Raw genomic sequence first — 13912 nt, 5'->3', positions numbered from 1 at the left:
TTTTCCGGGCGATCCCGCCCGTAATCCAGCATCGGAGCCGAGTTTCATGGCAGAAATGAACGAAAACAGGGAAGAGGAAAAGGCGGAGGGCGCTGCCGCCGCTGATCAGACACCTGGCCATGAGTCCGCTCTGACCCGCGATCCCGATGACGCAAGCAACGCTCTCGCGCGTGTCCAGCAGATCTTCGAGCGGCTTGAGGATCTGCCGGAAAACAAACGCCAGAAGAAAGAGTCCGGAGAGAATGAGGAGAAATCCGAGGCCGCTCCGGTGACGCCTGAGGCGGCTGAAGAACTTCGGGAAATCTGCGAAAAACTCCATCCGTCCGATATTGCCTGGGTGCTCGAAGCGCTGCCTCTTGATGAGCGACTCGCGCTCTGGAATTTCGTAAAGAGCGAGCGGGACGGCGAGATTCTGATTGAAGTGAACGACGGCGTCCGAGAGACCCTGATCGACGCGATGGACCGCGACGAGCTGGTCGACGCCGTTGAAACTCTCGACACCGACGAAATCGCTGACCTGGTGCCGGATCTGCCGCCCGATGTGACGGCCGAGGTGCAGGAAACCCTGTCGCTTGAAGAACGGTCCCAGCTGCGGGCCGCTATGTCGTACCCGGAGGACAGCGTCGGGTCGCGCATGGACTTCGAAATGGTGTCCGTGCGGGAGGAGTCGACGCTTGCCGCCGTGCTCGCGTATCTCAGGCGCTTTGATTCGCTGCCGGATCACTCCGACAAGGTGTTCGTGGTGGACCGCCATGGTCACTTCAAGGGCACGCTGCTGCTCACCAAGATTCTGGTTTCTGACCCCGACAGCCTGGTGCGCGATCTGATGCAGAAGGATGTGCTCACGCTCTCGCCGCTTGACGATGTGGGTGACGCCGCGCAGGCGTTCGAGCGCTACGACCTCGTGTCCGCCGCCGTGGTGGATGAGACGGGGCGCCTCGTCGGCCGTCTCACGGTTGACGAAGTGGTGGACGTGATCCGAGAGGAAAGCGAAGAGGACGCGTACGGCGCCGTCGGTCTGGATGAAGACCAGGATATTTTCAGCAGTGTCTGGGAAACCGCGAAGAGCCGCTGGCTCTGGCTCGGTGTGAACCTTTGCACGGCATTCTTCGCCTCGCGCGTGATCAGCGCCTTTGATGAGACGATTGAAAAGGTCGTGGCGCTTGCCGCCCTGATGCCGATTGTCGCCGGTATGGCCGGCAACTCCGGAAATCAGACGCTCACGCTCCTTGTCCGCTCCATGGCGATGGGCCAGGTGACGGAAAGCAACGCGCCTGAAGTGGTGCGCCGCGAGGTGATGGTGGCGATCTGCAACGGTATTCTCTGCGGCCTGGTGGCCGGGTCGCTCGCCTGGCTGCTCTACGCCGACACGGCTCAGGGCATGAAGCTCGGGTTCGTGATGTTCCTCGCGATGATGCTCAATATTCTGCTTGGCGCTGTCGTGGGTGTGGCGGTTCCGATGCTTCTCAAGGCGCTCGGACGCGATCCGGCGATGGGCGGATCGGTGCTTCTTACCTTCATGACAGATTCGGGCGGATTCCTGATTTTCCTGTCTCTCGCGACGGTTTTCTTCCGCTGAGAAACCGCCTCTGTCACCAAAATTTGCAATTTGCAAAACGGGTTAGCTCTGAATCCGTTAAACTAGGTCAGTTAAATGAGTGGTCAGGGGGAACTTGCGCCCCCGCAATTTTCCACCCTAAAAGGACGAATTAAATACAAAAACGCTTGAGGAAGGCCCGGCTGGGTCTGTCTCCTGGGCGCGGCGGAGTGTTGTTTTTGCTTTTTTCCGCCGAGGGGCCCAGAGCGTAAAAAAGATGCTATGAAACTTTTGAGCCGATCATTTTATTTTTCACTCCGCCATCATTCTGCAAAATTTCTCCGTACGGCCGTTCTGGTCGCCGGGGTGACCGCTGTTGCGGCTGCGGGAGCGGCGGAGCCGAAGGGTGGAAGTGCAGCGGCCTCGGGCGCTGCATCGGCTCAGGTGTCATCTGAATCGACGAGCGACCTCAAGGCCAACCTTATCGCTTATGTGAGCCGCGCCTACCAGGTGCCGAAAGAACGTATCAGCCAGATTATTGACGCGGCGATTGAAGCCGGGCGCAAGAATAATCTCGATCCGCTGCTGCTCCTTTCCATCACGGCCGCGGAATCCACGTTCAATCCTCTCGCGAAGAATCGCCGCTCCGGCGCGAGCGGTCTCATGCAGATCATGCCGAACGCGCACTCCCAGCGGGTGGAGCGTCACGGCGGCGAAATCTTTGATATCCATACGAATATGCAGGTCGGGTCCGAGCTTCTGCGTGACATGATCGACGACACCGGTTCCCTGCAGCGCGGGCTTAAGAGCTATGTCGGCGTGGGCGCCAGTTCCACAGACGGCAGTTATGGCAATAAAATTACACGCGAACACAGCCGTCTCCGCCTTGCCGCGGAAGGCGACGTTAATCAGGCTGTTCGTCTTAAGCGCGCGAAGAAACCCGCGGAGTCCATCTCCGAACGGATTTCCGGCACTTTCTCAGAATTTAAGGACTGGCTTTCCGGATCTTCTTCTGATAACCGATAGTCTGGTTAACAAAAGCTGACGGCTCGGCGCTCCGCCTCCGAGGCGGATGGGCCCGACTGTCAATAAAAGAATCCGAATATGTTAAAAAGCCTGCTCACCAAATCCAAGGCGCTCTTCAGCGTCGGCGCAATCGCCGTGATTGCCACCATTGCCATCGCAGCCGTTGTGCTGGTGAACGGGCGTGATCAGGATGGGAACTGGGGCAGTCTCTGGGGAGAAGCGGAGGACGTCACCGTCGCAGAGCTTCCGCCTGAGGCCCAGCAGAAACTGAAACTTATCAAAGCGGGCGGCCCCTTTCCTTATAAAGACGACGGCATCCGGTATCGCAACGGCAACAAAAAACTGCCGATCAAGCGGAAAGGCTATTATCGTGTCTATATCGTCCCCACGCCGGGCGTGAAAGGTCTCGGCAAGCGGCGCATTGTCGCTGGGGCCGGTCGCGATAACAACTACGCCACGAGCGGCGAATACTGGTACACATCGGACGACTACGAGATCCTGCACCGGATTCGCGAAAAATAGCCGCGGCGGTCTCATAAGGGCGCACGCATCATGTGGATTCGGACTCTCATCGTCGCTTTCGGCCTCGCGCTGGGAATCGGACTCTGTGCCTATGTCGCGCGGCAGTTTACGAAGATCGGCGGAAAGGGCGCTGTCGGCACAGCGTTCCGCTGGGGGCTTTTCCCGCTTGCGGTCTTCCTCCTCACGTTCCCGCTTCTCGCGATGCACGGGCTCCTCAGAGCCATTGAGGGCATGACGATCCTGATTCTGGATCTGAGCACGCTGCTTTTCTTTATCGGTCTTGTGATCGGACTCTGGAAGGAGAGCCTCCGCTATAAGGGGCCCTTTGTGATGGACCGGACGATCGCGCTGAACCGTCCCGTGAAGAAGGTTTTCTCGGTGCTGCTCGTGATCGGGCTTCTCGCGCTCGCCCCTTTCCTGATTTCCTACGCGGCGACTCTGATTCTTGAGGATCTCACGGATCTCAGCATCAGCTCTCCGGCGCTTGAGCCGGCGGTCCGGAGTTTCTTTGACTTCTATTTCCCGGTCGGGATTGGCGCAGCCATTCTGTCCGCGGTTTCAGCAGCCTTTTCGCTTGCCTGGGACTGGACGCTTGGCGGCGTGATCGAATCGATTCTGACCCGGATCACGCGCGCCCGTTTCGGCGGCTGACCAAGGCTGCCGCTCCCAATCGAAATTTTCAGGCGCGGCTTCCCGTGATGTCGTAGTCGCCCGACACGGCGTTCGCGCAGGCGATCGCGACAAGCCCCGCGGTTTCTGTCCGGAGAACTCGGGGACCGAGAAGCCCCCGGGTCCAGCCTGCGCCATCCGCGAGCGTCAGCTCTTCCTCAGAAAATCCCCCTTCAGGACCGACCGCGAAGACGACAGACCGCGCGGCGCCGAGCGCGAGCCCCGGGTCGCTCGACGGAGCGAGAATCACGCGGGCATCCGCGTTCAGTCCGGAAAGCATCGCTTCAGCTGAGGCAAAGGTCTCTATTTCAGGAATCCGGCTCCGGCCGCACTGCTCGCAGGCAGAGACCGCGGTGGCGCGGAGTTTCTCAAGACGCTTCGTGAGCTTATCGCCTGAAAGTTTCGTGACCGACCGGGCGGCCGGGAAAAACACAATCCGGGAGGCTCCGGCCTCGACCGCTTTCTCCGTGATCCACTCCATCTTGTCAGGCGACACGAAGGCCTGCGCGAGCGTAATGAAGAGTGGCGACTCGCGTCCGTGCTCGGGGTAGGACTCGGCGATGAGCACGGTCCCCTCACTGCTGAACTCTGTCCGGCCTCTGGCTGTCCGGCCCTCGCCGTCAAACACCTCGGCCTCATCCCCGTTTCTCATCCGGAGCACGCGCATCGCGTGGTGGGAGGCTTTTTCAGGGAACGTGATCCGATCAGAGGTCCAGGGACCGGGGACATAAAAGCGGGGAATCGTCATAGGAAAGGCGGTATGAATTTGTTCAAAACAGAAACAGTGAAGATTCAGAGTTTAAGTTCACCGTGAAAGTCATTAAAATCTAGGGGCTGAAAAAACCGCTGCATGCTTTTTACGCATGTATCGCCGGTGCAGCTTTCCTCCTGCATCTTAAATCCAATTCATTATCTTCTTAAAAACACATCCGGAAAAAATGTCGAATTCTTCCGTTTCGCCGCAGAAGCTCGCAAACGCCATCCGTGCACTTGCCATGGATTCCATTCAGAAAGCCAAGTCGGGTCACCCCGGCATGCCCCTCGGCATGGCAGATATCGCTGTCGCCCTGTGGACCCGCCATCTCCGCCACAACCCGAAAGACCCGAAGTGGCTCGGCCGCGATCGCTTCATTCTGTCGAACGGACACGGCTCGATGCTCCAGTACGCGCTGCTGCACCTCACGGGCTACGATCTTTCGATGGATGATCTGAAGTCCTTCCGTCAGCTGCACTCCCGTACGCCGGGTCACCCTGAAGTGGGTGTGACCCCGGGGGTCGAGACGAGCACCGGGCCGCTTGGCCAGGGTATTGCGAACGGCATCGGCATGGCGCTCGCCGAGAAGATGCTCGCCGCTGAATTCAACCGCCCCGGCTTCCCCGTGATCAATAACCGCACGTATGTGTTCCTCGGCGACGGCTGCCTCATGGAAGGCGTGAGCCACGAAGCGTGCTCGCTCGCCGGTGTCTGGCAGCTCGGCAAGCTCGTCGCTTTCTATGACGACAACGGCATTTCGATCGACGGCAACGTGAAGGGCTGGTTCGGTGACGATACGAGAAAGCGTTTCGAAGCCTATGGCTGGAACGTGATCGGCCCGATCGACGGCCACAGCATCGACGCGGTGGACCAGGCGATCAATGAAGCCGAATCCCAGAGCGAAAAGCCGACCCTCATTATCTGCAAGACGACGATCGGCAAGGGCTCCCCGAAGTTCCAGGGCACCTCCAAGGTGCACGGCGCTCCGCTCGGCGACGAGGAAATCGCTGCGGCGAAGAAGGCGCTCGGCTGGGAGTACGGCCCGTTTGAGATTCCGCAGGACGTGTATGACGCGTTCGACGCCCGCGCGACGGGTGAGAAGCTCGAAGCCGATTACCAGAAGATGTTTGACGGCTACGCTGCCGCGTATCCGGAACTCGCCTCTGAACTGAAGCGCCGCATCGCGGGTGACCTTCCCGCGAACTACGCGGAAACGGTCGCTCAGGCCGTGGAAGCTGCCGAGAAGGCCGCTGAATCGGTCGCGACCCGCAAGGCGAGCCAGAAGGCTCTGAGCGCGATCTGCCCGAAGCTCCCCGAGACGCTCGGCGGCTCGGCTGACCTCACGAGCTCCAACCTCACGAACTGGGAAGGCGTCACCGCGTTCGGCACCGATAACCTCGCTGGCCGCCATATTTCCTACGGCGTCCGCGAATTCGGCATGTCCGCGATTATGAATGGCATTGCGCTTTACGGCGGCTTCATCCCGTTCGGCGCCACGTTCCTCACGTTCTCTGACTACGCGAAGAACGCCATCCGCATGGCCGCCCTGATGCAGATCCGTTCGATCTTCGTTTACACGCATGACTCGATCGGTGTCGGCGAAGACGGCCCGACGCATCAGCCGATTGAGCAGACCGCGAGCCTCCGCCTGATTCCGGGGCTGGATGTCTGGCGTCCGTGCGATACGGTGGAAGCCGCTGTCGCCTGGGGCTGCGCCTTTGAAAAGAAGAACGGCCCGAGCGCCCTCATCTTCTCGCGTCAGAGCGTTCCGTTCCTGCATCAGGCAGGTGCCAAGGCTGACCTGATCCGAAAAGGCGGGTATATTCTCACCGACGCTGAAAGCCCGAAGGCTGTGATCGTCGCGACCGGCACGGAAGTGTCACTCGGCAGCGCGATCCAGGAGAAGCTCGCTGAGGAAGGTATCGCTGTGCGTCTCGTCTCCATGCCCTGCACGGAGCGGTTCGACGCCCAGGACGCCGCTTACCGCGAGAGCGTTCTCCCGGCTGGTCTCCCCGTTCTCACGATCGAGGCGGGCAGCACGGAACTCTGGTACAAGTACACCCGCGGCAACGGCGCGTCGCTCGGCATCGATCAGTTCGGCGCCTCGGCTCCGGCTTCGAAGCTCTGGCCGCTCTTCGGTCTGACGGTTGAAAACGGCGTTGCCCGCGTCAAGGACCTCCTTCACTGAGAAAACGATTTTTAAAGGACCCTACAGATGACTATTCGTCTTGCCATTAACGGTTTTGGCCGCATCGGCCGCTGCGTTCTCCGCGCCCTCTACGAAGAAAAGCGCTGGGATGATGTGCAGGTTGTTGCGATCAACACTCTCGGTGACCTCGAAACCAACGCGCACCTGCTGCGCTACGACACGACCCACGGCCGTTTCGCTTCCAAGGTTGAGATCCTCGACGGTCAGGACTTCGCGGTCGACGGCGACAAGATCAAGATGTTCTCCACCCGTGATCCGCACGAGATCGACTGGGCTTCCTGCGACGTGGACGTGGTGCTCGAATGCACGGGCGCTTTCCGTACGCGTGAAAAGGCTGCCTATCACCTTGAGAGCGGTGCGAAGAAGGTGCTGATCTCCGCTCCTGGCACGGACTGCGACGCGACCGTTGTGTACGGCGTGAATGATGATGTGCTGACCTCCGACATGAAGATCGTGTCGAACGGCTCCTGCACGACGAACTGCCTCGCCCCGATCGCGAAGGCTCTTAATAGCTCGCTCGGCATTGAACGCGGCCTGATGACCACGATTCACTCCTTCACGAATGACCAGGTGCTGGTTGACGTGTTCCACAAGGATATGCGCCGCGCCCGTTCCGCCGTTTCCTCCATCATCCCGACGAAGACCGGTGCCGCCAAGGCGATCGGCCTCGTGCTGCCGGAACTCGCCGGCCGTCTCGACGGTGTGTCGATGCGCGTCCCGACGATGAATGTGTCGTTCGTTGACCTCTGCTTCACCGCTGGCCGTGAAACGACCGTGGAAGAAGTGAACGAGATCATGAAGGCTGCCGCTCAGGATCCGGCCTATCACGGCGTTCTCGCTTACACCGAAGAGAAGCTCGTGTCTCACGACTACAACCACACGCACGAATCCTCCACGTTTGACGCCACGTTCACCAAGGTGATCGAAGGCAAGTCGAACTTCGTGAAGGTCGGCTCCTGGTACGACAACGAGTGGGGCTTCTCCTGCCGTATGATCGACACGGCCCGCGCGATGGCGCTCGCCAAGTAATCCGCCGGCAGAAAATTTTCTGAAGGCAATATGGAGGCTTCCGGTTTTTTCGGCAGCCTCCGTTTTTTTTCGGGTGGAGAAAGATGGATCTGGGTTTCAAGGCGGACCGCGTGCGCTTCATTCTGGCGGATCCGAGCATTCCGGCGAATATCGGCGCGGCTGCCCGCGCGATCAAGACGATGGGGTTCCGTCAGCTCTGGATATCGAATCCCCGGGTGAAGGACTACCGGCATGATCCGGACGCGGTGAGGCTCTCGACTCAGGCGGAGGATGTGCTTTCGGAGAGCCGCGAGACCGCGTCGCTTGCTGAAGCGCTGGAAGGCGTCCGCTACGCCTGGGCGCTCTCGGGCTATAACCACGAGTTCGGGCCGAAGATCTATCCGCTCCGGACCGCTGCGGCGTCGTCCGCCGCGCTGCTCTCTGAGACCGCGGGGGATTCCGCCCCGGGCGACATCGCGTTTGTTTTCGGCACTGAGCGGGATGGTCTGTCCAATAAAGAGGTGATGCTCTGCCACGCGATCGCGGCGATTCCGGCTGACTCCGAAATGCCGAGCCTTAACCTCGCGCAGGCGGTCCAGGTCTGCGCGTATGAGGTGCGGGAAGCGCTGAGAGAGACGGAGGGGAAGGCGTCTGACCTTCTTCCCTGGGAGCTTCGGTTCAAGGCGGGGGAACCCGCTTCAGCGTCGGATGTTGCGGGGTTCATCTCGCATCTTGAAAAAGCGCTGATTCATGTCGGAATGACAAGAGAGGGGGATCATCGGAAGATCATGGACCGGCTTCGGACGATCTTCAGCCGCGCCTCTCTGACGGAGGATGATGTGGTGCTGCTCCGCGCGGTGTGCGCCGCAGTCATCAGGCCCCGCACTCAGTGGCAGGAGTCCGTAAAGGAAACGGGGGCATCGGAGGCGCCGGATACCGGACGGTGGCACGCCGGAAAAGACCGATAACTTTTTTCTTGAAAAAGCCGTTCTTCACTTTAGAATATGTGCGCCGGCTGAGGCGGGATGAAGACCTCAGCCGTTAAAACAACCATTTGTACGGAGTGATACATGCGGGTTAAGACACTGCAGGAACTGGCTGACGCCGGAAAGCTTTCGGGAAAACGGGTGCTGATCAGAAGCGATCTGAACGCCCCTCACGATGAATCGGGCCGCATCACGGACGAGACCCGCCTCACGGCGTCTGTTCCGGCGATCCAGATGGCGCTGAGGGCCGGTGCCGCGGTGATGGTGGTGAGCCACCTCGGCCGCCCGAAGGAAGGCGTTCCGACCGAAGCTGAGAGCCTGATCCACGTGGCTGACCGCCTCTCCGAGCTCCTTGGCACCGAAATGCCGCTCGTGCGCAACTGGGTGGATGGTGTCACGGTTGAACCGGGTCACGTTGTGATGCTCGAAAACTGCCGCTTCAATGTCGGCGAAAAGAAGAACAACGAAGACCTCGCCCGCAAGTACGCGGCGCTCTGCGATGTCTACGTGAATGACGCGTTCGGCACGTCTCACCGCGCTGAGGCGACGACGGAAGGCGTGGCGCACTTCGCGAAGTGCGCCTGCGCGGGTCCGCTGCTGGCCCGTGAGATCGAAGCGCTGACCGCAGCTGTTGAGGAAGCCCGTCATCCGCTGATGGCGATCGTTGCCGGCTCCAAGGTCTCCACGAAGCTCACGATTCTGAATCACCTTGCCTCGACCGTTGACCGTCTCGTCGTGGGCGGCGGCATCGCGAACACGTTCCTCCTCGCGAAGGGTTTCCCGATCGGCAAGTCGCTCGCTGAGCCCGATCTCGTTCCGGAATGCCTCCGCGTTCTGAAGACGCTTGAAGAGAAGCACGCCACGATGCCGCTTCCGGTGGATGTCGTCGTCTCGAAGACGTTCTCTGCCGAGGGTCCGTTCCGTGTCTGCAGCGTGAGCGATGTGGCAGATGACGAGATGATTCTCGATATCGGCCCGAAGTCCCGTGAGGAACTCGACCGTGAAGTGCGCGCCGCGAAGACGATCGTCTGGAACGGCCCGGTCGGTGTCTTTGAAATGGAACCGTTCGCGGGCGGTACGAAGGCTCTTGCTGCCTCCATCGCCGCGGCGACCGATGACGGCGCGTTCTCGATCGCGGGCGGCGGCGACACCGTGTCCGCTGTGAAGCAGTTCGGCATCGCGGACCGTGTGTCCTATATTTCGACCGGCGGCGGCGCGTTCCTCGAGTTCCTCGAAGGCAAGACGCTTCCCGCTGTGGCGGCTCTTGAAGCCCGCGCGGACGACTGAGTCTGACCGCTTCAGATAAGCGGCATGAAAAACGGAGCTGAATTCTGATTCAGCTCCGTTTTCTTATTTCCGGGTGTGGAGAGGAAAGACCTTTCGGTCTCAGTCCTTCGGCAGCGTGACCGGGACTCCCTTTCGGGCATCCCTCGCATGCAGCATCCGGAGGATCCAGGCGATGATGATGGGGCCTGAGAAGGCACCCGCCACACCGATCAGAAGGATCACGGTGAGGTTATTTCTCACGATCGGGATGTTGCCGAAAAGATATCCGGCGCCGATCAGGCCGACCGCCCAGGCGACGGCGCCTGTCATCGAATAGAACTCAAACCGGAGTGACTTCATGCTCGCGGCGCCCGCGATGATCGGAACGAACGCGCGGATGATCGGCACGAAACGGCCGAGGAACACGGTCTTTCCGCCATGCTTGTCATAGAAGACCTTCGCCCGCATGAGCTTATCCTGCTTCAGGAAGAGGAAGTTCTTCGTGTAAATTTTCTGGCCGAACCAGCGGCCGAATGAATAGGCCTGAGTGTTCCCGACGATGGCACCGATGATCACGGCGAGCATCAGTCCGAAGGGGCTCGTTGTACCGGCGGCAGCCACCGTGCCGGCCACGAATAGGAGCGAGTCTCCCGGAAGGAAGGAAAAGACGAAGACGCCCGTTTCCAGATAGAAGATGAGGAACATCACCACATAGATCATCATTCCGTAATTCGAGGCCAGATTGACCAGGAATGCATCCATGTTGGTGAATAGCTGAAGTATGACGCTCAAGTCCATAGAGGAATTTGCTTTTTAGCCGCTGGCAGATAGTAGTACCGGAAATTCCCTATCATAACAACTGAGGCGGGTTCCATCATTGGACCTAGTGTAGGGAAATCGGCTAAATACATGATCCGCGGAGTGTGAATGGAAGAAATCGAGAAGGAAGAGAAGCCGGCAGCGAGGCGTTCGATCGCCGAGCTCCCGGACCAGCTGATCAGCCAGATTGCGGCAGGCGAGGTGGTTGAGCGCCCCGCGTCAGTCGTGAAGGAGCTTGTCGAAAACGCGCTTGACGCCGGTGCGACCCGGATTGAGGTCCGGATCGAGGGCGGCGGTCTCAGACGCATATCCGTGACGGATAACGGCTGCGGCATTCCGAAGGAAGAGCTGCCGCTCGCGCTGAAGCGCCACGCGACGAGCAAGATCCGGAATCTGATTGAGCTTGAGAGTGTCCGAAGCCTCGGGTTCCGGGGTGAGGCACTCGCTTCCATCGCCTCTGTCGCGGGCCTCACCCTGATCAGCCGTACGGCGGACGAGGATCACGCCTGGTCGATCAGCGAGGATGGCGTGATGCCCGCGGCCGGCAGCCAGGGCACACAGATCGAAGTGGTGGATCTCTTCTTCAAGACCCCGGCAAGACGGAAATTCCTGAAGTCCGAAGCGACGGAAACCGCGCACTGTCTCCGGCAGTTTGAGCACGCGGCGCTTTCCCACCCCGATGTTGATATGCGCTTCATGGCGAACGGCCGCGTAATTCACGCGCTCCCCGCCCAGGCGCCGCGGGAACGCGCGAACATGATTCTCCCGAAGGAATTCGCGGACGCGTCGCGCGAAGTCTACGCGTCGGCCCCTGGGCTCACCGTAACCGGCTGGGTTGGGACACCGACCGCTGCGCGTCAGAAGAGTGACGCGCAGTTCTTCTTCGTGAACGGCCGCTGCGTGAAGGATAAGACGCTGCTGCACGCGGTGAAGCAGGGGTACAGCGACGTGCTTTATAACGGCGCGCAGCCTTCCTTCTGCCTTTTCCTTGACGTTGACCCCATGCAGGTCGACGTGAATGTGCATCCGACAAAGAGTGAGGTCCGCTTCCGCGAGGGACAGCGGGTGCATCAGTTTGTATTCCATGCGGTGGAGGCGGCGCTCGCCCCGGCGATTTCAAGCGGCTCCGCGCCTTCCGGGCTTTCTGGCGGCGCTGCGGCCGGCGTGAAGGCTGAGGTGACTGGCGGTGTGAGTCCGGGGGCCATCCCTCAGAAGCCGCTTTTCAGCCATTCATCCGCACCTCAGAACCGGGATAACGTCTTTGAAAGCCGCCCGAGACCGGGGTACGGTCAGCAGAGCCGCGGTGAAACGCTGAGCTGGGACCGGAAGAAACCGCCGCTCCCCGGATCCGCCTATCTGAAGCTCTTTGATACGGGAGCCGCGCCGGCTCATACGGAGCCTCAGCCGCCAGCCTCTGCTCCTGAAGCATCTGGCAGCGCTCCTGAACCCGCATCACCGACGGCAGCTGCTCCCGCGGCAGCGCCTCTCTCCGTCAGCACGCCGGCCGGCCATACGGGCGGCGTTGAGGTGCCGGAGGGTGTCCCGATTCCGACAGACGAAAATCCGTTCCCGCTCGGGCGCGCGCTCGCGCAGGTCGGCGGCATTTATGTGCTCGCCGAAAACCGCGAGGGCCTTGTGATTGTTGATATGCACGCGGCCCACGAACGGATCTGCTACGAAAAACTGAAGCGTCAGATGGATGCCTCCCGCATCCCGACGCAGCAGCTTCTGATTCCTCTTGTTTTTTCCGTGAATCCGCTTGAGATGGCGGCGTTCGAGGAGCATGAGGCCGAGCTTCAGAGCCTCGGGCTCGATGTCGGAGCGGCGTCTCCCGAGCATCTCACGCTCCGTACCGTTCCGGCTGTGATCGCCGCGGATATTGAGCACGAGGGACCGCAGCTTATCCGCGACATTCTGGATGACTTCCGGGAGTTTGGCGGGACGCAGGTGCTTGAGAAGCATCGGAACGAAATTCTTTCCACCATGGCGTGCCACGGCGCAATCCGTGCCCACCGCATTCTGAACCTTGATGAAATGAACGCGCTGCTCCGCGAAATGGAGAAGACAGACCGCGCGGATGAGTGCAATCACGGGCGTCCGACGTGGATTCAGATGTCGCTTGACGACCTTGACCGGCTTTTCCTGAGGGGGCGCTGATGGCTTTTGACGCCTTGATGATTCTCGGGCCGACCGCAAGCGGCAAAACGGCGCTGTCACTCTCCATCGCGTCCGAGCTTCCGGCCGAAGTGATTTCGGTGGATTCAGCGCTCGTTTACCGCGGGATGGATATCGGGACCGCCAAGCCTACTGAAGCAGAGCGGGGCGGTGTGCCGCACCACCTGATTGATATCCGCGATATCGGTGAACCGTATAACGTCGCGGACTTTACGGAGGACTGCGTGAAGCTCATCCCGGAAATCCGGTCCCGCGGCGCGCTGCCGATCCTCGTGGGCGGCACGATGCTCTACGCGAACGCGCTGCTTCACGGGCTTGCCGAGCTACCGGCGACGGACCCTGCGGTGCGGGAAGCGGTGACAGCGGAAGGAGAGGAAAAGGGGTGGCCCGCGATGCGGGAAGAGCTCGCCAAAGTGGATCCCGAGACCGCGGCGCGCCTGAAACCGAATGACCGGCAGCGGATCAGCCGCGCGATTGAGGTTTACCGGATGACCGGGCGGCCGATGTCCGCGATAATCGCGGAGCAGCCGCATTCGGCTCCTCCCTTCCGGATTGCTGCGATCGCGCTGCTTCCTGAAGACCGCGCGGCGCTCCACGCGAAGATTGCCGAGCGGTTTGACGCGATGCTTGAAGCCGGGTTTCTCGACGAAATGAAGCGTCTCACCGGGCTTCCGGGGTTTGACCGGGAGTCCCCCGCGATGCGCTCTGTCGGGTACCGCCAGGCGCTCGAGTATCTGGCAGGCGAAACCGACTACGCGGTGTTCCGCGATAAGGCGATTGCCGCGACGCGGCAGCTCGCGAAGCGTCAGATCACGTGGCTTCGCTCCATGAAGGATGAGATCCGGGCGTTTGATCCCTATACCGAGTCGGGGCTCCGGGACGCGAAGGCCTATGCGCTGTCGCTTGACTGGGATCTGCGGAGGCCTGTCGTCCGGGCATGA

At 60.6% G+C, this 13912-nt stretch carries 12 protein-coding genes; 10 read left to right on the top strand and 2 right to left on the bottom strand.

Annotated elements, in window-relative coordinates; all coding sequences use genetic code 11:
* Positions 1-46 precede the first annotated feature (46 nt).
* From mgtE to M4NBBH2_RS01960, 4 genes are all read left to right on the top strand, one after another.
* Positions 47-1579, top strand: coding sequence for a magnesium transporter (gene mgtE, locus M4NBBH2_RS01975; protein WP_370685251.1), 1533 nt, complete (start codon positions 47-49; stop codon positions 1577-1579).
* Between the two features lie 324 nt (positions 1580-1903).
* On the top strand, positions 1904-2563 hold the full coding sequence (locus M4NBBH2_RS01970; protein WP_160117833.1) for a transglycosylase SLT domain-containing protein: 660 nt from the start codon (positions 1904-1906) through the stop codon (positions 2561-2563).
* A gap of 78 nt (positions 2564-2641) precedes the next feature.
* Positions 2642-3085, top strand: coding sequence for a ribonuclease domain-containing protein (locus M4NBBH2_RS01965; RefSeq protein WP_116269500.1), 444 nt, complete (start codon positions 2642-2644; stop codon positions 3083-3085).
* 30 nt (positions 3086-3115) lie between these two features.
* Positions 3116-3736, top strand: a complete 621-nt coding sequence (locus M4NBBH2_RS01960) for a hypothetical protein (protein ID WP_116269499.1) — start codon at positions 3116-3118, stop codon at positions 3734-3736.
* Between the two features lie 28 nt (positions 3737-3764).
* On the opposite strand, the gene M4NBBH2_RS01955 is transcribed toward M4NBBH2_RS01960, so the two are convergent.
* Positions 3765-4502: a 16S rRNA (uracil(1498)-N(3))-methyltransferase gene (locus M4NBBH2_RS01955; RefSeq protein ID WP_116269498.1), complete on the bottom strand. Its 738-nt coding sequence runs from the start codon at positions 4500-4502 to the stop codon at positions 3765-3767.
* Positions 4503-4692: 190 nt separating this feature from the next.
* On the opposite strand from M4NBBH2_RS01955, the gene tkt reads away from it, so the two are divergent.
* The 4 genes from tkt to M4NBBH2_RS01935 all read left to right on the top strand — a co-directional run bounded on the left by tkt (position 4693) and on the right by M4NBBH2_RS01935 (position 9998).
* Positions 4693-6696, top strand: a complete 2004-nt coding sequence (tkt, locus tag M4NBBH2_RS01950) for a transketolase (RefSeq protein ID WP_116269497.1) — start codon at positions 4693-4695, stop codon at positions 6694-6696.
* Positions 6697-6723: 27 nt separating this feature from the next.
* Positions 6724-7746 (top strand): type I glyceraldehyde-3-phosphate dehydrogenase, encoded by a 1023-nt coding sequence (gap, locus tag M4NBBH2_RS01945; RefSeq protein WP_022444047.1) that lies wholly within the window; start codon positions 6724-6726, stop codon positions 7744-7746.
* An 83-nt stretch (positions 7747-7829) separates the two neighbouring features.
* Positions 7830-8693 carry an RNA methyltransferase gene (locus M4NBBH2_RS01940; RefSeq protein ID WP_116269496.1) on the top strand — a complete coding sequence of 288 codons (864 nt, stop codon included), beginning with the start codon at positions 7830-7832 and terminating at the stop codon, positions 8691-8693.
* Positions 8694-8795: 102 nt separating this feature from the next.
* The gene (locus tag M4NBBH2_RS01935; RefSeq protein WP_116269495.1) at positions 8796-9998 is read left to right on the top strand and encodes a phosphoglycerate kinase; all 1203 of its coding nucleotides are present in this window, start codon (positions 8796-8798) and stop codon (positions 9996-9998) included.
* A gap of 99 nt (positions 9999-10097) precedes the next feature.
* On the opposite strand, the gene M4NBBH2_RS01930 is transcribed toward M4NBBH2_RS01935, so the two are convergent.
* A complete protein-coding gene (locus M4NBBH2_RS01930) occupies positions 10098-10739 on the bottom strand; it encodes a VTT domain-containing protein (protein WP_235005611.1) in 642 nt (213 codons plus the stop codon).
* Positions 10740-10904: 165 nt separating this feature from the next.
* On the opposite strand from M4NBBH2_RS01930, the gene mutL reads away from it, so the two are divergent.
* Positions 10905-12953 (top strand): DNA mismatch repair endonuclease MutL, encoded by a 2049-nt coding sequence (mutL, locus tag M4NBBH2_RS01925; RefSeq protein ID WP_116269493.1) that lies wholly within the window; start codon positions 10905-10907, stop codon positions 12951-12953.
* Complete coding sequence (miaA, locus tag M4NBBH2_RS01920) at positions 12953-13912, top strand: tRNA (adenosine(37)-N6)-dimethylallyltransferase MiaA (RefSeq protein WP_116269492.1); 960 nt, start codon at positions 12953-12955, stop codon at positions 13910-13912. The genes mutL and miaA overlap by 1 nt, the downstream gene beginning before the upstream one ends.

It is taken from the genome of Mesosutterella multiformis (genome assembly GCF_003402575.1).
Classification (GTDB): Bacteria; Pseudomonadota; Gammaproteobacteria; order Burkholderiales; family Burkholderiaceae_F; genus Mesosutterella; species Mesosutterella multiformis.
The sequence above is the reverse complement of the archived record's forward strand: the minus strand, read 5'-3'. Positions and strand labels throughout refer to the sequence as shown.